The 17,748-nt window shown below is 64.2% G+C and carries 16 protein-coding genes; 7 read left to right on the top strand and 9 right to left on the bottom strand.

Annotation, left to right across the window (positions count from 1 at the left end):
* The 4 genes from FIU28_RS05395 to FIU28_RS05410 form a co-directional block, all read right to left on the bottom strand.
* A complete protein-coding gene (locus tag FIU28_RS05395) occupies positions 1 to 840 on the bottom strand; it encodes an ABC transporter permease (protein ID WP_143571990.1) in 840 nt (279 codons plus the stop codon).
* Positions 837 to 1,808, bottom strand: coding sequence for an ABC transporter permease (locus tag FIU28_RS05400; RefSeq protein WP_143571991.1), 972 nt, complete (start codon positions 1,806 to 1,808; stop codon positions 837 to 839). The genes FIU28_RS05395 and FIU28_RS05400 overlap by 4 nt, the downstream gene beginning before the upstream one ends.
* A gap of 217 nt (positions 1,809 to 2,025) precedes the next feature.
* Positions 2,026 to 3,576: an ABC transporter substrate-binding protein gene (locus FIU28_RS05405; protein WP_143571992.1), complete on the bottom strand. Its 1,551-nt coding sequence runs from the start codon at positions 3,574 to 3,576 to the stop codon at positions 2,026 to 2,028.
* 51 nt (positions 3,577 to 3,627) lie between these two features.
* Positions 3,628 to 4,401: a class II aldolase/adducin family protein gene (locus tag FIU28_RS05410; protein WP_210245480.1), complete on the bottom strand. Its 774-nt coding sequence runs from the start codon at positions 4,399 to 4,401 to the stop codon at positions 3,628 to 3,630.
* Positions 4,402 to 4,523: 122 nt separating this feature from the next.
* Here FIU28_RS05410 and FIU28_RS05415 point away from each other — a divergent pair, with 122 nt between their 5' ends.
* The 5 genes from FIU28_RS05415 (at position 4,524) to FIU28_RS05435 (ending at position 9,696) form a co-directional block, all read left to right on the top strand.
* Positions 4,524 to 5,231 carry a GntR family transcriptional regulator gene (locus FIU28_RS05415; protein WP_143571993.1) on the top strand — a complete coding sequence of 236 codons (708 nt, stop codon included), beginning with the start codon at positions 4,524 to 4,526 and terminating at the stop codon, positions 5,229 to 5,231.
* Positions 5,228 to 6,253, top strand: coding sequence for a histone deacetylase family protein (locus FIU28_RS05420; RefSeq protein WP_143571994.1), 1,026 nt, complete (start codon positions 5,228 to 5,230; stop codon positions 6,251 to 6,253). The genes FIU28_RS05415 and FIU28_RS05420 overlap by 4 nt, the downstream gene beginning before the upstream one ends.
* A gap of 191 nt (positions 6,254 to 6,444) precedes the next feature.
* Positions 6,445 to 7,722 (top strand): 4-aminobutyrate--2-oxoglutarate transaminase, encoded by a 1,278-nt coding sequence (gabT, locus tag FIU28_RS05425; protein ID WP_143571995.1) that lies wholly within the window; start codon positions 6,445 to 6,447, stop codon positions 7,720 to 7,722.
* A gap of 112 nt (positions 7,723 to 7,834) precedes the next feature.
* Entirely contained in the window at positions 7,835 to 9,124 is a 1,290-nt protein-coding gene (locus tag FIU28_RS05430; protein ID WP_143571996.1) for an ArgE/DapE family deacylase, read from the top strand.
* Between the two features lie 164 nt (positions 9,125 to 9,288).
* A complete protein-coding gene (locus tag FIU28_RS05435) occupies positions 9,289 to 9,696 on the top strand; it encodes a hypothetical protein (protein WP_143571997.1) in 408 nt (135 codons plus the stop codon).
* Positions 9,697 to 10,119: 423 nt separating this feature from the next.
* Here the strand turns inward: FIU28_RS05435 and FIU28_RS05440 are convergent, their stop codons facing one another.
* The 4 genes from FIU28_RS05440 to FIU28_RS05455 form a co-directional block, all read right to left on the bottom strand.
* Positions 10,120 to 10,902, bottom strand: coding sequence for a MetQ/NlpA family ABC transporter substrate-binding protein (locus FIU28_RS05440; protein ID WP_143571998.1), 783 nt, complete (start codon positions 10,900 to 10,902; stop codon positions 10,120 to 10,122).
* A 45-nt stretch (positions 10,903 to 10,947) separates the two neighbouring features.
* Positions 10,948 to 11,613, bottom strand: coding sequence for a methionine ABC transporter permease (locus FIU28_RS05445; protein WP_143571999.1), 666 nt, complete (start codon positions 11,611 to 11,613; stop codon positions 10,948 to 10,950).
* The gene (locus tag FIU28_RS05450; protein ID WP_143572000.1) at positions 11,603 to 12,709 is read right to left on the bottom strand and encodes a methionine ABC transporter ATP-binding protein; all 1,107 of its coding nucleotides are present in this window, start codon (positions 12,707 to 12,709) and stop codon (positions 11,603 to 11,605) included. The genes FIU28_RS05445 and FIU28_RS05450 overlap by 11 nt, the downstream gene beginning before the upstream one ends.
* 428 nt (positions 12,710 to 13,137) lie before the next feature.
* Positions 13,138 to 14,052: a sulfonate ABC transporter substrate-binding protein gene (locus FIU28_RS05455; RefSeq protein ID WP_246660881.1), complete on the bottom strand. Its 915-nt coding sequence runs from the start codon at positions 14,050 to 14,052 to the stop codon at positions 13,138 to 13,140.
* Positions 14,053 to 14,521: 469 nt separating this feature from the next.
* On the opposite strand from FIU28_RS05455, the gene FIU28_RS05460 reads away from it, so the two are divergent.
* Positions 14,522 to 15,445 (top strand): aliphatic sulfonate ABC transporter substrate-binding protein, encoded by a 924-nt coding sequence (locus FIU28_RS05460; protein ID WP_210245514.1) that lies wholly within the window; start codon positions 14,522 to 14,524, stop codon positions 15,443 to 15,445.
* Positions 15,446 to 15,478: 33 nt separating this feature from the next.
* Positions 15,479 to 16,288, top strand: a complete 810-nt coding sequence (locus FIU28_RS05465; RefSeq protein WP_143572003.1) for a MetQ/NlpA family ABC transporter substrate-binding protein — start codon at positions 15,479 to 15,481, stop codon at positions 16,286 to 16,288.
* Positions 16,289 to 16,483: 195 nt separating this feature from the next.
* Here the strand turns inward: FIU28_RS05465 and FIU28_RS05470 are convergent, their stop codons facing one another.
* Positions 16,484 to 17,701, bottom strand: coding sequence for a YeeE/YedE family protein (locus tag FIU28_RS05470; RefSeq protein ID WP_143572004.1), 1,218 nt, complete (start codon positions 17,699 to 17,701; stop codon positions 16,484 to 16,486).
* Positions 17,702 to 17,748: the final 47 nt, after the last annotated feature.

The following is a 17,748-nucleotide window of genomic DNA, read 5'->3' on the forward strand; positions in this document are numbered from 1 at the left end:
TCAGCGTCCGTCCTTGGCAAGCCGCGGGTTGAGCGCGTCGTTGAGGCCTTCGCCGACCAGGTTCATCGCCAGCACCGCGAGCAGGATGGCGACGCCGGGGAATACGGTGATCCACCACGCCTGGCGGATCACGGTGCGGCCGGCGCCGACCATGTAGCCCCAGGAAATCATGTTGGGATCGCCGAGGCCGAGGAACGACAATGATGATTCCAGCAGGATCGCGGTGGCGACCATCAGCGATGCCAGCACGATCACCGGCGACAGCGCGTTCGGCAGGATCTCGCGCCAGATGATCCAGCTATTGCTTTGCCCGGTGACGATCGCGGCCTGGACGTATTCGCGGGTGCGCAGGCTCAAGACCTCGGCGCGCACCAGCCGCGCCACCGGCGGCCACGACACGATGCCGATCGAGGCGACGATCGAATAGATCGACGGCTGCAGGATCGCTACCAGCACGATCGCCAGCGCGAAGCTCGGGATGGTCTGGAAGAATTCGGTGAAGCGCATCAGGGCGTCATCGACCCGGCCGCCGAAATAGCCGGCGAGCGCGCCGAGCGGCACGCCGACGGTCAAGGCCACCAGCGTGGAGACGAGGCCGACCAGCAACGACACGCGCGCGCCATAGATGATGCCGGCGAACACGTCGCGGCCGAGCGCGTCGGTGCCGAGCCACACCGCGGGATTGGTGAAGGGCGGCAGGAACGGCCGCTGCACCATCCGCCACGGCGAATTCGGGAAGATGGTCGGGCCGAGAATGGCGATGAAGATGGCGATGAACAGGATCACCATCCCGATGACGCCGCCGGGATGCCGCAGCATCGATTTCCAGAACTGTTTCATGAGGCAAATTCGATGCGCGGATCGACCAGCCGATAGACCAGGTCGGTGATGAGGTTGAAGATCAGCACCATGGCGGAGCAGACCACGAAGACGCCGAGCAAGAGATTGTAGTCGCGCTGCAGCAGCGCCTCGTACATCAGCCGGCCGATGCCGGGCCAGGCATAGACCGTCTCGGTAATCACCGCGCCGCCGATCAGCGTGCCGGAATGCACGCCAGCCAGCGTCACCACCGGCAACAGCGCATTGCGCAGCACGTGTCTTCGCTGGATGACGTTGTCGCGCAGCCCCTTGGCGCGCGCGGTCTTGACGAAATCGAGCCGCTTCACCTCGAGCATCGAGGCGCGGGTCATGCGGGTATAGGTCGCCATGAAGAACAGGCCGATGGTCATCGCCGGCATGATGAGATGCAAAGCGACGTCGCCGACATAGGCCAGCCCGGTGTAATTGGCGCCGACGGTGTCGTAGCCGAAGCTCGGCAGCCAGCCGAGATAGACCGAGAACAACAGGATCGCCATCAGGGCCAGCCAGAAGATCGGCGTGGCATAGAAGATCAATGCTGCGGCGGTGATCGCACTGTCGCCCCAACTCCCCGCAAAACGCGCCGCCAGCGTGCCGAAGAAGATGCCGAGCGCCAGCGAGATGCCGAATGCCGACAGCGTCAGCAGCAGGGTCGCGCCGATCCGCTCCGAGATCAGCTTCGACACCGGCATCTGCTGGCGGAACGAGAAGCCGAGATCGAGTGTGACGATGCCCTTGACGTAGGACGCCAATTGCTCGGGCAGCGGCTTGTCGAGCGAAAATTTCTCGCGCAATTGCTGGACGAATTGCGGATCGGAAGCGCCGGCCTCGCCGGCCATCACCACGGCGGGATCGCCGGGCGCAAGGCGGATCAGGAAGAAGTTCATCACGACGATCGCCAACAGGACGACGACGCCCTTCACGATCCTCTGGGCAACAAATGACAGCATCAGAGGTCCAATTTAAAGGTCATGTTTTGAATAGGCCTCTCCCCGTCATGGCGAGGCCAAGGAAAGTTGGCTTGCCAACTTTCCTCTTAGCGGAGCGACGAAGCAATCCAGCACTTGCCGAGCTTGCGGCCTCTGGATTGCCGCGTCGCCAAGTGGCTCCTCGCAATGACGGGGAGAGGTCTCCGCCCGTCATCGCAGGAAGCCACGCAGGCGCGTCTTACTTGTCCATCCAGGCGTCGCGGAAGCCGTCATTGACGCCGATGCCGGTGGTGATCAGGTTCTTCACCTTGCAGTTGGTGATGGTCGGGAACTGCAATTCGAGCATCCAGGCGATCGGCACGTCCTCGACCAGGATCTTCTGCGCCTTGTCGTAGAGCTCCTTGCGCTTGGAATCCGGGGTTGCGATTGCGCCATCGGCGAACAACTGGTCGATCTCGGGGTTGGAATAGCCCTCGACGTTGTTGAACTGCTGGCCCTTCTGGATCTGGCTGGAGACGTAGTTGCGGCCGACGCCAAGCGCGGGGTCGCCGTACTGGTAGAGATAGCTGAACGAGATGTCGAAATCCCATTCGCCGATCTTCTGGTTATAGCCCGGCACGTCGGTAGCGATGGTTTCGATGTTGATGCCGACATCCTGCAGGTTCTGCTTGATGGCTTCGGCCCAGCGCTGCCAGGTCTCGCCGTAAGGCAGCGGCATCATGCGCAGCTTCTCGCCCTTGTAGCCGGCTTCCTTGAGCAGCGCCTTGGCCTTGGCGGGATCGAACGGATATTTCCTGACGTCGTCGGTGTAGAACTTGATGGTCGAGGCCGACGGGCCGGTGGCGACCTTGCCGAGACCGTTCCAGATCACGTCGCGGGCGAATTCGCGGTCCACCGCGTACATGATGGCCTGGCGAACCAGCTTGTTGGCGGTCGGGCCCTGGCGGTTGTTGAGCCACATCCAGGCCATCGGCGAGAAGAACTCCCAGCCCTCGCCGGTGATGCAGGTGTTCTTCAGCTTGGAGACGCGCGGCACGTCGAAATTCTCGATCGAGCCGCCCGGCAGCACATCGACCTTGCCGGTCTCATAGGCCACCGACCGCGCGGCGGCGTCCGGGATAATCTGCCAGTAGATCTCGTCGAGATAGGGCTTGCCCTTGACGTGGTAGTTCGGGTTTTTCACCAGACGGATGAACGAGCCCTTCTTCCATTCCTTGAACATGAAGGGGCCGGTGCCGATCGGCGTATTGTTGTTCGGATTGGTCTTGAAGTCGGTGCCTTCATAGAGATGTTTCGGCACCATCGGCATCGAGCCGACCTCGAAAATCCCGAGGAACGGGCCGAACGGCTGCTTCAGCGTGAACACCACGGTGAGATCGTCGGGCGCCTCGACCTTGTCGAGCTGCACCAGATTGTTGCGGGCGCGCGCGTGGGTCTGCTTCAGCATCTCGATCGAAAACAGCACGTCGGCCGAGCTGAACGGCTTGCCGTCGTGCCAGGTGACGCCGGGATGCAGCTTGAAAGTGTAGGTCTTGCGGTCGTCAGAAATGGTCCAGCTATCGGCGAGGCCGGGCTGCGGCACCAGTTTCTGGTCGTAGCGCAGCAGGCCCTCATAGATGTTGCCCGACACCATCTGCGTCGGGCCGTTCTGCACCTGCGCCAGCATCAGGCCGGGGGGCTCCGGCTGAATCACCGCGTTGATGACGCCGCCCATTTTCGGCTGCTGCGCGATCGCCGCCGTACACAGGCTGCTCGTCAAAGCCAGCCCCAACAAGAAGTGCTTCAGCATGGTATTCCCCCAGCCCTAATGGCGCGTTTTTACAACGTGTTGTGAAGTCGCTCAGTTCTTGTAGCCGGGATCGGTGCGATCCAGCATGCGCTTGAATGCCGCCCACTCGCTGTCCGGCTGTCCTTCGACCTCGATCTTCTGGTAGCCGCGATCGTACTGGCTCGCGGTATGCAGAGCCACTGCATGCGACGGCATCACGATCTCGGCGCCCGCGGCCTGCAGCGCCAACTGCGCGCGGCAGGACCGCTCCATATTGTGCATCAGCTTGAAGGCTTCGCCAACCGAGCGGCCGCAGGTCAGCATGCCGTGGTTGCGCAGGACCAGCACCATCTTGTCGCCGAGGTCGCGCACCAGGCGCTCGCGCTCGGACAGGTCGAGCGCAATGCCTTCATAATCGTGATAAGCGAGCCGCTCGGTGAACTGCATCGACCACTGGTTGAGCGGCAGCAGCCCGTCCTTCTGGCACGATACGGCGACGCCCGCGACCGTGTGCGTATGCAGCACGCAGTGCGCATCGTGACGCGCCGCGTGCACTGCACTGTGAATGGTGAAGCCGGCCGGATTGATGCCGAGGCCGAGCGGATCATCGACGACCTTGCCATCGACATCGACGGTCACGAGGTTCGACGCGGTGACTTCCTCGAAGCGCATGCCGTAGGGATTGATCAGGAAGCGATTCTGCGTGCCGGGCACGCGCACCGAGATGTGCGTGTAGATGCTGTCGTCGAGGCCGAGCCGGTGAATCAGGCGATAGGCGGCTGCCAGATCGATGCGGGTCTGCTGAAGATCGGAGACGGTCGGCGTAATGCTTGCATGGATATTCACGAGCGCAATCCCGGTTTCTAAGGTGTCTGCAGAAGACACAAACGCATGGCAGGTCGCAAGATTAAACTGTCGACAATCGGCGCTTAAATCTTGTACAGCCGCTGAAAGGGTCTTCTCACTCCATGCGTCTGATTACGCCACCAGTCGGGCTGACGGCCCTCGCGGATACCGATCTGGTCGGCCAGGTCGCGCGGATTTTGACGCAGGCGATCATTCAGGGGCAGTTGCAGCCGGGCACCAAGGTGGTCGAGGCCGGCGTGGCGCGCGAACTCGGCATCAGCCGCGCGCCGGTGCGCGAGGCAGCTAGATTGCTCGAGCAGCAGGGCCTGCTGGTATCGCATCCGCGCCGCGGCTTTTTCGTGCGCAAGCTCAAGGCGCGCGACATCGACGAGATCTACGACCTGCGCATCTGCGTCGAATCCCACGCCGCGGTATTAGCCGCCAGAAACATGACTCCCGCGGCGCGCGATGCGCTGCGGCGGCAGATCGACGTGATGTATGAGAGCGCCGATCTCGACGAGCCCGCGCGACAGGTCGAGGAAGACTACAAATTTCACCGCATGATCTGCGAGATCGCCGACTCCGCGCGGTTGCTGCGGCTGTTCGACGATCTGGCGTCCGAACTGCGCATGGTGATCGGCCTGATCGGCCGGCTCTATGACGATCCGCGCCGCATCGCCCAGACGCATGAAGCGGTGCTCGATGCTCTGGTGCAGGGCCATCCCGACATCATCAACGCACGGATCGATTACCACATCGGGGCTGCCTGGCATGAAGTCGCCCGGCTGGTCCGCGACATTCCCCAATCCAGCAACGGAGCCTCTTCGTGAAAGCCGTCTACAGCGACAAGCACTCGAGCCATGACCCGCAATTCTATCTGGTGCGCGGCGTCATCAAGCGGACCACCGAACAGCCGGAGCGCGCGGTGCGCCTGCTCAAGGGCCTTCACGACGGCCAGCATACGATCGTAGCCCCCACCGAATTCGGCCAGGGGCCGCGCGCGCGCGTGCATTCGCCGGAATATCTGCGCTTCCTCGAAGACGCCTGGGACGAATGGCAGAGGCTGCCGGACGCCGGCGCCGAGATGATCCCCAACATGCATCCGGTGCGGGTGCCGGGCAGCTATCCGTCGCACATCGTCGGCAAGCTCGGCTGGCACACGGTGGATACGTCGGCGCCGATGGGGCCGGGCACCTGGGCCGGCGCCTGCGCCGCCACCGATACGGCGACCACCGCCGCGCAGATGGTGCTGGACGGCGAGGACGCCGTCTACGCGCTGTGCCGGCCGCCCGGCCACCATGCCTATCGCGATCTCGCCGGCGGCTTCTGCTTCATGAACAATTCGGCGATCGCCGCCGAGCATCTGCGGCAGAAGCACGAGCGCGTCGCGATCCTCGACGTCGATGTGCATCACGGCAACGGCACCCAGGGTATCTTTTATTCGCGGCCCGACGTGCTGACGGTGTCGATCCATGCCGATCCGACCAGCTACTATCCATTCGTCTGGGGCTACGCCCATGAACGCGGCGAGGGCAACGGCCTCGGCACCAACCTCAACATCCCCTTGCCGATCGGCACCGGCGACGATGGCTACATCGCGGCGATGCAGATCGCCGCCAAAACCATCCAGGCGTTCGCGCCTACCGCGCTGGTCGTGGCGCTCGGGCTGGACGCCTCCGAACAGGATCCGCTCGCGGCGCTTAAAATCACCACCCCGGGCTTCGCCCGCATCGGCGCCGAGCTGGCGCGGCTGGGCCTGCCCACCGTTCTCGTCCAGGAGGGCGGCTACCTCTCCGACATCCTAGGCGCCAACCTCACCTCGACGCTGAAGGGATTTGAAGCCGCGCGATAACTCCATGCGTAGCCCGGATTGCGGCATCGCGGCGCGCAGCGCCGCGATGCCGCAATCCGGGGCCTGCCGCTCCACCGATAGGCCGGCCCCGGATTGCGCTTCCGCCTTCGCGCTACGCGCGAACGCTGAAGCTCCATCCGGGCTACACACTGATCGTTCTTTTAAACCACCTAGAAGCACCAGGAAATCCCATGCCCACCAATGCTGAAATCTTCGCCCGCCGTGAAGCCGCCGTGCCGCGCGGCATTGGCCACTCCACGCCGATCTCGGCGCAGCGCGCGCTGAATTCGGAAGTCTGGGACGTCGAGGGCAAGCGCTATATCGATTTCGCCGGCGGCATCGCCGTGCTCAATACCGGCCACTGCAACCCGCATGTGATGGCCGCGGTGCGCGAGCAGATGGAGCGCTTCACCCACACCTGCTTCCAGGTGCTGTTGTACGAACCCTACGTCACGCTGGCCGAACGCCTCAACAAGCTGGCCCCGATCGACGGCCCGCTGAAGACCGCGTTCTTCACGACCGGCGCCGAAGCCACCGAGAACGCCATCAAGATAGCGCGCGCCGCCACCGGCCGTGCCGGCGTGATCGCCTTCACCGGCAGCTTCCATGGCCGCACCGCGCTGACCATGACGATGACCGGCAAGGTATTTCCCTACAAGAAGGGCTTTGGCGCCGCTCTGCCGGAAGTCTGGCACGTGCCGTTCCCCGCGCCGCAGCTCGATGTCACCGTGGAAGAATCGCTGAAATATCTCGGCTTCATGTTCAAGGCCGACATCGATCCGGCGCGCGTGGCTGCGATCATCATCGAGCCGGTGCAGGGCGAGGGTGGCTTCCACCAGGCGCCGCCGGAACTGATGCGCGCGTTGCGGAAAATCTGCGACGAGAACGGCATCGTGCTGATCGCCGACGAAGTACAGACCGGCTATGGCCGCACCGGCAAGATGTTCGCGATGGAGCACTATGACGTCAGGCCCGATCTCATCACCGTGGCCAAGAGCCTCGCTGGCGGCTTCCCGTTGTCGGGCGTGATCGGCAAGCAGGAGATCATGGACGCCGCCGATCCCGGCGGCCTCGGCGGCACCTATGCCGGCAACCCGCTCGCGGTCGCTGCGGCCAACGCGGTGCTCGACGTGTTCGAGAAGGACAGACTCGTCGACCGCGCCAATGTGATCGGCGAGCACATCGTCTCGCGCCTGAAGAAGATGCAGCAGCGCAACGACCTGTTGCCGATGGCCGGCGTGCGCGCGGTCGGCGCGATGATCGCATTCGACATCGTGAAAGAGCGCGGCGGCGAGGCGCCGGATGCCGAGATGACGAAGCGCGTGACGCAGCGCGCCGCCGAGCACGGCCTGATCCTGCTGTCCTGCGGCACCAGCTTCAATACCATTCGCATCCTTGTCCCGCTCACCGCGCAGGACGAGATCATCAACGAAGGCCTCGACAAGCTCGAACTCGCATTGTCGGCGTAAGCTGTTCCTTTACCTCTCCCCGCCGGGGAGAGGTGTTGAGTGCCGCCGCTGCATCTTCCTTGTTGAAACGACCAAACGATCGACCCGCCATCCAAGATCAAAGGTATCCCTCATGACTCTCGATCCGAAACTTCGCGACGACATCATCGCTGCGGTCGACAAGGGCTTCGATGCCCAGGTCAAGTTCACGCAGGCCATGGTGCGCCACGTCTCGACGCGCGGCAATGAACACACCATGCAGGACTTCATGTTCCGCGCCATCCGGGAGCGCGGCTACAAGATGGAGCGCTTTGCGATGGACCGCGCAGCGCTGGCCGCGCATCCCGGCGCCGGCGCCTGGGATGATCTGCACTCGACCGCGCCGATCGTGGTCGGCACGCATCACCCGCGCGAGGAGACCGGCCGCTCGCTGATCATGCAGGGCCATGTCGACGTTGTGCCGGAAGGCCCGCACGACATGTGGGCCACCGCGCCTTTCGATCCGGTGATCCAGGGCGACTGGATGCAGGGCCGCGGCGCCGGCGACATGAAGGCCGGCTGCGCCGCCAATATCTTTGCGCTCGATGCGCTGAAGAGCCTGGGCCTGCAGCCGGCGGCGACGGTGTATCTGCAGTCCGTGGTGGAGGAGGAATCCACCGGCGACGGCGCGCTGATGACGCATCTGCGCGGCTACAAGGCCGATGCCGTGGTGATCTCCGAGCCGTCGCACGAGACCATCACGCGCGCCAATGTCGGCGTGGTCTGGTTCCAGCTCGAGGTCCGCGGCGTCCCGGTGCATGTGCAGCGGATGGGCACCGGCGCCAACGCGATCGACGCCGCCTACCGCGTGATCGGCGAGCTGCGCAAGCTGGAAGCCAAATGGAACGCGACCAAGGACGAGCACGCGCATTTTCGCCACATCGAGAAGCCGGTCAATCTCAATATAGGCAAGATCGCCGGCGGCGACTGGGCGTCCTCGGTGCCGGCGTGGTGCAAGGTCGACATGCGGATCTCGCTGCTGCCTGGCAAGACAGCCGAAGCCGCGAAGAAGGAAATCGTCGATTGCGTCGCCGTCTTCACGCGGGGCGACGCGTTCCTGTCGAACATCCCGCCGACCATCACCTTCAACGGCTTCCAGGCCGAAGGCTATGAGCTTAACCCCGGCTCCGATGCCGAAGCCACGCTGGCCGCGGCGCATCAGGCGGTGTTCGGCCAGAAGCCGGAAACCGTCACGTCGCTGGCCTATCTCGACAGCCGCGTCTATGCGCTGTTCGATCGCGTGCCGACGCTGAATTACGGCTGTATCTCGCGCGGCGTCCACGGCTTCGACGAAGGCGTCAATCTGCCGTCGCTGAAGAAGACCACCACGGCGCTGGCGCTGTTCATCGCGGAGTGGTGCGGCGTGGAGAAGCTGGACGCGTAGCGGCTGAAACCACGAGGCGGCGTTTTGGCGAGCGATCTGGGATCCAGATATCCGGGCAACAATCGCTCCCCGCGGCCCAAAATTGACGCCGATTGATCCACCGCAATGCGAGGGGGACGTCATGGGCCGAACATTGCTGCAGCCAACCAGCAACGGAGGACGCCGTGACAACCCCGACCCAAACCTCGATCGCCGGCGCCGTCATCGATCGCATCCATGCCTGGGTGCAGCACCGCCGCGAGATCGCCGAATTGCGCGACCTCGACGCCGGTGAGTTTCAGCGCATGGCGCATGAGCTCGGCCTGGCACCGGGATACCTCGACATGCTGGTGCAGCAGGGGCCGCCGGACGCCGCCGAACTGCCGCTGATGATGAAGGCGCTCGGCTTCAGCCAGCAGACCATCGACGCCATCAATCCGCGCGAGTTCCAAGACATGCAGACCTGCTGCGGCGAATGCGAACACAAGCATACCTGCCGCAACGACATCTCGGCCGAAACCGCCGCGCAGAACTATCAACATTATTGCGCCAACGCCGAAGCCATCAAAGCGATGAAGGCCGCCGCGCAGTAGATTATTCTCCGCCCGCCCGCCGATTGCCGGAAAAGCGGCCCGGGTAAGGTTGATCGGTTAGGTTAACAAAGGGTTAGCGTTGCAGCGCAGCGCCACTGAGATAGCGTCGATTACGCTGATGCAAAACGGGCATCGAAGTCGCTTTCCTGCCCGGGATTTCGAGTGCACGGCACGGGACCGCCGTTATTACCCGCGTCGGCGGTCCCACTTTTTCTCAAGCATATAGATGGCGCTCCGGCCTCTTGTGTCGTCCCCGCGAAAGCGGGGACCCATACACGCTGTCTGCGCCGTGGCGCGCAGGGGGTCGTGGCGTTTTCACTTTGAAGTCGGAGGCTATGGGTCCCCGCTTTCGCGGGGACGACATGCGGAGAATGCGAGCGCCCATCATTCTGAGCGCTCGCAGCTACTCATGAAGTACGCGGCCTACCAGGTCGCCAGCACCGCGCCCTTGAACTTCGTGGCGATGAATTCCTTCACTTCCGGCGACTGGTAGCTCTCGACCAGAATCTTCACCCAGGGCTTGTCCTTGTCGACGACGCGCACCGCGATGACGTTGGCGTAGGGGCCCTTGGGGTCTTCACGCAAAATGGCATCCTTCACCGGATCGAGGCCGGCCTGGGTGGCGTAATTGGTGTTGATGCCGGCGACGTCGACGTCGGGCAGCGTGCGCGGCAGCTGCGCGGCATCGACCTCGATCACCTTCAGCTTCTTCGGATTTTCGGTGATGTCGAGCAGGGTCGGCTTGAAGCCTGTGCCATCCTTCAGCTTGATGATGCCCTTGTCGCGCAGCAGCAGCAGCACGCGACCGCCATTGGTGGGATCGTTCGGAATCGCGATCGACGCGCCGGATGGCACCGAGTCCCAGGTCTTGTACTTCGCCGAATAGACGCCCATCGGGAAGTTGATGGTGGTGGCGACTGACTCCAGCTTGAACTTGCGGTCGGCGATCTGGTTGTCGAGATAGGGCTGGTGCTGGAACGAATTGGCCTGCAGGTCGCCGGTGTCGAGCGCCGTGTTGGGCACGACGTAGTCGGAAAATTCGACGATCTGGATGTCGAGACCCTTCTTGGCGGCGACTGCCTTGGCGGCTTCCAGCACCTGCGCGTGCGGCCCGGCGGTGACCCCGACCTTGATGGTTTCGGCGTGAGCGAGACCGGTCAGCGCCAAAGCGGCGACGGCGGAGAGGGCGAGCGAGCGTAGCGACATATTCTTTTCCTGCGGTGGGTGACGTCTAACAGCGCGAGCGGGCGCTCACGAATTGCGGTTGCGCTTGTCGAGGCGGCGCGACAGCCGGTCGCCGATGGTCTGGACGCCCTGCACGAGGCAGATCAGCACCAGCACCACGGTGAGCATCACTTCCGGCATGAAGCGCTGGTAGCCGTAGCGGATGCCGAGATCGCCGAGCCCGCCGCCGCCGACCGCGCCGACCATCGCGGAATAGCCGATCAGGCTGACGATCGCGAGCGTCAAGGCCAGCGTCACCGCGGGCAGCGCTTCCGGCAGCAGCACCTTCTGCACGATCTGCAAGGGGCTCGCGCCAAAGGCGCGCGCGGCTTCCACCAGGCCCTGATCGACTTCGCGGATCGCGCCTTCGATGACGCGCGCGATGAACGGGATCGCGGCGATGGTCAGGGGCACCACCGCGGCGCGGGTGCCGATCGAGGTGCCGGCGATGGCGCGGGTCAGCGGCACGATGGCGACCACGAGAATGATGAACGGCGTCGAGCGCGTGGCGTTGACGACGAGGCCGACGATGCGGTTGACGTTTGGCGCGGGAAACAACTCACCGGCGCGCGAGGTGGCGAGGAACACGCCGAGCGGCAGGCCGAGCAGCGTGCCGAACGAGCCGGCCAGCGCCACCATCGTCAGCGTGTCCAGCGTCGACCAGGCGATCAGCGACAACAGTTCAGGCGACATAGCCAAGGTGCTCCACATGGTTGCGGGTGCTGGTCAGCTCGGTAATCAGCCGGGTCAGCAACGCCGGTTCGGCGGGCACCGACGTGATCAGCGTGCCGAACGGCTGGCCGGCGATATATTCGATCTGGCCGTGCATGATGTTGAAATCGACATTGTAGGCCCGTGTCAGGCGCGACAGCACCGGCTCGTCGGCATCGGCGCCGGTGAAGGAGATGCGGATCACAGCCTGGCGGCCCGCTGCGTAATCCGGCAGCAATTGCTGCTGCAGCCACTCCGGCACATTGCCGCCGGTGACTTCGCCGACGAAGCGCTGGGTGGTCTCGTGATGCGGGTTGGCGAAGATCTCGTAGGTCGAGCCCTGCTCGACGATGCGACCGCTTTCCATCACCGCGACATGGTCGGCGAGTTTCTTCACCACCGCCATTTCGTGGGTGATGAAAAGAATGGTGAGGTTGAGCTCGGCGTTGATCTTTTTCAGCAGCGCCAGGATCTGGCCGGTGGTCTCGGGATCGAGCGCGGAGGTCGCCTCGTCCGACAGCAGCACCTTCGGCCTGGTCGCCAGTGCCCGCGCAATGCCGACGCGCTGCTTCTGGCCGCCGGACAGTTCGGCCGGATAGCGGTCGCGCTTGTCGGCAAGGCCGACCATGTCGAGCAGCGGGTTGACGATGCCCGGAATATCGCGCCGCGGCGTGCCGGCGATCTCTAGCGGCAGCGCGATGTTGTCGAAGGCGGTGCGCGACGACAAAAGGTTGAAGTGCTGGAAGATCATCCCGATCGAGCGCCGCGCCTGTCGCAAGGCGCGCTCGTCGAGCGAACCGATGTCGAGGCCGTCGACGGTGACGTGGCCCGAGCTCGGCAGTTCGAGGCCGTTGATCAGCCGGATCAGCGTCGATTTGCCGGCGCCGCTGCGCCCGATGACGCCGACGATGGCGCCTTCGGGGACATTGAGGTCGATATTATCGACCGCGCGCACTTCCGCGGATCCCGATCGCGCCGGAAAATGCTTGCTGACGCCCGCGAACGAGATGATCGCGCGCGCCGGCGGTTCGATGAGGGGGACGGGTGCCCCGACGGGCTGCGGCACTGGCGCGTTCATGGATGCTGTTTCTGCTGATCTGGAAAACGAAAGGGCCGGTCTGCGCCGGCGCCTGTCCGCGGGGGTAACCTACTGTTTTCGCCGCAGATTTCAACCGCAGCGCACAAAAGACGAGATTTATATGCCGTGGGGGTGATGGAGGGGACAGAGATACCGCAAGCGCAGCATTTGCAGGGTTAATCGGCTGTTTGGTGTTTGGCTGTTTGGCGCATGCGCCAGTGGTATCCCTCCCCCTTGCGGGGAGGGTCGACCGAACTCCCGACGATGCGAGAGCATCGTCGGGAGTGGAGGTCGGGGTGGGGGTGCCACGGGCGACGGCGTCTGTGGCTACCCCCACCCGTCAGGTTTGTTCGCTTCGCTCTCAAACGCGCCACCCATGGCGGACGAATTCGTCCGCCAGACCCCGCAAGGGGGAGGGACAGAAAGAGCTACGACCCCGGCGTCCACTTCCAGACGATCTCCTTCACGTTCACCGCCTTGGGGATCAGGCCGAGCTTGAAGAAGCGGTCGGCCGTCTCCTGCTGGGTGGCGATGACCTTGTCGGTGATCGGGGTCACGCCGTATTGCGAGCGATTGACGGCGCGGATGGTGGCATCCTTGTCGACGCCGGTGGCCTCGCGCAGGGAGGTGGCCACTTCCGCGCGATGGTCGGCGGCCCATTTGCCTTCTTCCGCAAAGGTCTGGTTCAGCAGCGCCACGATGTCGGCATGATTGGTGGTGAAATCCTTGTTGGCGAGGAAGAACGAGTTGCTCTCCTGCACGTCACTCGAGAACGCAAGCACGCGCACCTTGCCGTTCTCCGCCAGCGCCAGATAGGGATCCCAGATCGACCAGGCATCGATGTTGCCGCCGGCGAAGGCGGCGACCGCATCGGCCGGCCCGAGCGTCACCGGCGTGATATCGGTGTAAGCGAGGCCCGCTTTCTCCAGCGCCGCGACGAGGGTGTTGTGCGCGCTCGATCCCTTGGCGAAGCCGACCTTCCTGCCCTTGAGATCGGCCAGCGTCCTGATCGGCGAATCCGCGGGCACGACGATGCCCTGATTGTTGCCTTCCGACGGGGTCGCCGCGACGTAGAGCAAATTGGCGCGCGCGGCCTGCGCGAAGATCGGCGGCGCGTCGCCGGTATAGCCGAAATCGACATTGCCGGTGTTGATCGCCTCCAGGATCGGCGGGCCGAACTGGAACTCTACCCACTTGACCGTGATGCCGCGCTGCTTCAGTGCGGCATCCAGCGTGCCGCGCTGCTTCACGACCGGAAAGATGCCGGCCTTCTGGAAGCCGATGCGGACTTCCTTCAGCGGTTCGGCGGTTGCGGGTGCGGCCAGCGCGGCCGACAGCAACATGGCTGACAGACCGGAAAGGATCGTTCGTCTGCTCGGGGACATCATAGACTCCGTGATGATCGTTGCAGCCGTTCGCTGCGGGACGTCAACGCTACGCCGGACGCTCGGGATTGTGCTTTCAAAGGTAGCGCCCGGCCGGCAAGGTTTTGTTTGACCGGCGCGACGCGACAGCAGCTTTGTGCTTACGGCGACGTGCTGCATTGGACGAGCCTTACGTAGTATCGAAACGGGTTGGAGAATGTTTCCGCTGCGTAGCTTGCCTCGCGCAGAACGCCTGCATCGCGCGCCCGGCAACTACGGTCAGCCGTTCCATTGACTGCCAGAGGCCGCCAGATAGCCTAGCGAGGGCGCTGCATCTTGCGGGGCCGGGCGGGATTTTCCACTGAACTGTAGTTCGTCAGATCCGGATTTTCCCATGCTTTCCCTGCCGCATGTTTTCACGCGCCTGAAAGCCCTGCCGCTCGCCGCGATGGCCTCGATCCTGTCGGTCTCGTTCGCCTGCGCGCAGACGCCAGCAAGCGATACGGTCCGGATCGGCTATCAGAAGTCATCGACACTGACGGCGATCCTGAAGACCAATGGCGAGCTGGAGAAGGCGCTGGCGCCGCTCGGCGTGAAGATCAGCTGGCACGAATTCTCCAGCGGCCTGCCGCTGCTCGAGGCGATCAATACCGGCAATGTTGATTTCGGCGCCGACGTCGCCGACACCGTGCCGCTGTTCGCTCAAGCGGCTGGCGCGAAACTCGCCTACATCGCCGAGGAAGCGGCCTCGCCGGCCGCGCAGGCGATCCTGGTGCCGGCGGAATCGCCGATCAAGTCGCTGGCCGACCTCAAGGGGCGCAAGATTGCGGTGACCAAGGGCGCCGGCAGCCACTATCTGCTGCTCGCCGCGCTCGGCAAGGCCGGGCTGAATTTCAAGGACATCTCGCCGGCCTATCTGCCGCCGGCCGACGGCCGCATCGCCTTTGTCGGCGGCAACGTGCAGGCCTGGGTGGCGTGGGATCCGTTCCTCACCAGCGCGCTGAAGCAGTCCGGCGCCCGCGTGCTGGCCGATGGCGGCAACGGGCTCGCGAGCTACAAGCGCTACTACCTGTCGTCGGCCGCCTATGCCGAGCGGCGCAGCGACGTGCTGGGTGTGATCTATAAAAAGCTCGATGAGACCGGCACATGGGTCAAGGCGCAGCCGAAGGACGCCGCATCCCTGCTCGCCAGCCTGTGGGGCATCGATGCCGCGACCGTCGAGGAGGCCAACAGTCACCGCTCCTACCAGGTCGGCGCGGTCACGCTGCCGGGCCTTTCCGAGCAGCAGAAGATCGCTGACGCCTTCTTCGCCGAAGGCTTGATCCCGGTGAAGGTCGACGCCGCCGCCGCGAAACTCTGGTCGCCAAAGTAATTCAACGAACAACCTCTCCCTGAAAGACCCATCATGAAGATCGCCTCCGTCATCGCCGCGGCGCTCCTCGCCATGTTCGCGGCCGGCCTTGCTACTGCGCAGACCGCGCCCAAGACCGAAATCAAGATCGGCTTCGTGCCTGGCCCCTATATCGACGGCTTCAAGAAGGGCGTCGAGCCGGAGCTGAAGAAAAAGGGTTACTCGATCAAATACTTCGAGTTCTCGACCGGGCTCGAGGCCAACACCGCGGTGTTCGGCAACGACATCGACGCGAATGTGATGCAGCACACCGTGTTTCTGAACGCCTACAACCAGCGCCAGAAGACCGACCTCGCCGGCATCATCACGGTGCCGACCCCGCCGATGGGGTTGTATTCGAAGAAGTACGCCAAGGCCGATGCGGTGAAGAAGGGCATGACCGTGGTGGTGCCGAACGATCCGGTCAATTTGCAACGCGCGCTGTGGATCCTGCGCGATCTCGGCTGGATCGAGATCAAGGACAACAACCCGGTCGACGTCACCGAGCTCGACGTCATCAAGAACCCTGCCGGCATCAAGATCGTGCCGCTGGAAAACGCCCAGGCGCCGCGCGCGCTGGACGACGCCGACTTCGCCGCCGTGCAGGGCAATTTCGCGATCTACTCCGGGCTGAAGCTGACGGAGGCTTTTGCGCTGGAGAAGATGACGATGCCGTACAGCAACGTCGTCGCCGTGAAACGCGGCAATGTCGACGCGCCGTGGGCGAAGGGTATCGTCGAGGCCTACAAGTCCGACACGTTCAAGAACGCGATCCGCAGCGACAAGTTCTACGCCGGCTTCGTGCTGCCGGATTATTTCAACTAGGACGCTCTGTTCGACGTTGAAGGCGCTGCATACTCTGCCTCTTCCTTCTCCGCTTGTGGGAGAAGGTGGCACGGCCGAAGGCCGTGACGGATGAGGGGTTACTGGGCGACGGCATTTGTGGCGTCCCCTCACCCGTCTCGACCGCTTCGCGGTCGATCCACCCTCTCCCACAAGGGGAGAGGGAAGGAAGATAGCTCAGCTCCGCTCGACGCTGAGGCCGAACAGCGGTCGCAATTGCGTGCCCAGGATATTCCCGAGGAACGCTGCGACCAGCCAGAACCAGCCGTGCAGGCTGCCGGAGGCAATACCGGAGAAATACGCGCCGATGTTGCAGCCATAGGCGAGCCGCGCGCCGTAGCCGAGCAGCAGCCCGCCGAGGATCGCAGCCAGCAGCGAACGCGGTGCAATCTTCCATTGCGGACTGAACTTGCCGGCCAGGGCAGCGGCGAGCAACGCGCCGACCACGATGCCGAAATCCATCACCGAGGTGATGTCGGCGAACACGCTGTCCTTCAGCGACGCGGCACGCGCGCCCTGCCAGTACGGCCACGACGCGACATCGACGCCGGAGAACGCGGCGATCTTGGAGCCCCACAGCGCGAAAGCCGAAGTTATGCCCCACGGCCGGCCGGCGAGGTACAGCGTGGCGAAATTGCCGATCGCAAGTGCTATAGCGCCGGCCACCAGCGGCCACGGCCCCTGCAGGAAGCGGCGCCAGCCATGCACCTTCGACGGCGCGCCGCCGCGCAATTCGCCGTGGCGGCGCTTTTCCAGGAATACGGTGAGCGCGTAGATGCCGGCCATCGCGAGCAGGCTGAGCGCCAGCGCCGGCACCATGCCGAGCTTCTCGATCAGCGGCTGCGGCCCGATGTTCGGCTGCGCGGTCCACCATGGCAGGTGCCTGGCGCCGATCGTCGAGCCGGCGATGAACATCGCCAGCGTGACGAACATCCGGGTGTTGCCGCCGCCGGCGGTATACAGCGTGCCGGAGGCGCAGCCGCCGCCGAGCTGCATGCCGAGGCCAAACAGGAACGCGCCGGTCAGCATGCCGACGCCGACCGCGCCATATTCGCCGCGCACCGGCTGGCCGAACAGCGTGCCGTGGTCGAGCGCGGGGAAGAACAGCAGCACGGCGATCGCCAGCATGATCATCTGCGCGCGCAGCCCGGTGCCGCGGCGGTCGGAGATGAAGACGCGCCAGGCCGAGGTGAAGCCGAACAGCGCGTGATACAACGTCAGACCGAGCGCGCCGCCGAGCAGGTACAGCGCGCCCTGCCGCCACGCGAACACATAAGCCAGCGCCACCGCGCCGCCGGCCAGCAGCGCCAGCGCGATGGCGGTGACCTTTCCGTTGATGCCGAGGCCAACGGGCCGGCCGGACAACAGCGGGGCATCGACGGACATGTCGGTCATGGGGCAGGCCTTGCAGTGATTAGTATGATCGATAGATATACGATTGC

The organism is Tardiphaga sp. vice154 (assembly GCF_007018645.1).
Taxonomy (GTDB): domain Bacteria; phylum Pseudomonadota; class Alphaproteobacteria; order Rhizobiales; family Xanthobacteraceae; genus Tardiphaga.

Coding starts and splice junctions, on each gene's coding strand:
- FIU28_RS05400 (WP_143571991.1), bottom strand. CDS start 1,808: ATGCTGTCATTTGTTGCCCAGAGGATCGTGAAGGGCGTCGTCGTCCTG.
- FIU28_RS05395 (WP_143571990.1), bottom strand. CDS start 840: ATGAAACAGTTCTGGAAATCGATGCTGCGGCATCCCGGCGGCGTCATC.
- FIU28_RS05440 (WP_143571998.1), bottom strand. CDS start 10,902: ATGTCGCTACGCTCGCTCGCCCTCTCCGCCGTCGCCGCTTTGGCGCTG.
- FIU28_RS05430 (WP_143571996.1), top strand. CDS start 7,835: ATGACTCTCGATCCGAAACTTCGCGACGACATCATCGCTGCGGTCGAC.
- FIU28_RS05460 (WP_210245514.1), top strand. CDS start 14,522: ATGGCCTCGATCCTGTCGGTCTCGTTCGCCTGCGCGCAGACGCCAGCA.
- FIU28_RS05455 (WP_246660881.1), bottom strand. CDS start 14,052: ATGTTGCTGTCGGCCGCGCTGGCCGCACCCGCAACCGCCGAACCGCTG.
- FIU28_RS05445 (WP_143571999.1), bottom strand. CDS start 11,613: ATGTCGCCTGAACTGTTGTCGCTGATCGCCTGGTCGACGCTGGACACG.
- FIU28_RS05465 (WP_143572003.1), top strand. CDS start 15,479: ATGAAGATCGCCTCCGTCATCGCCGCGGCGCTCCTCGCCATGTTCGCG.
- FIU28_RS05450 (WP_143572000.1), bottom strand. CDS start 12,709: ATGAACGCGCCAGTGCCGCAGCCCGTCGGGGCACCCGTCCCCCTCATC.
- FIU28_RS05405 (WP_143571992.1), bottom strand. CDS start 3,576: ATGCTGAAGCACTTCTTGTTGGGGCTGGCTTTGACGAGCAGCCTGTGT.
- FIU28_RS05415 (WP_143571993.1), top strand. CDS start 4,524: ATGCGTCTGATTACGCCACCAGTCGGGCTGACGGCCCTCGCGGATACC.
- gabT (WP_143571995.1), top strand. CDS start 6,445: ATGCCCACCAATGCTGAAATCTTCGCCCGCCGTGAAGCCGCCGTGCCG.
- FIU28_RS05470 (WP_143572004.1), bottom strand. CDS start 17,701: ATGACCGACATGTCCGTCGATGCCCCGCTGTTGTCCGGCCGGCCCGTT.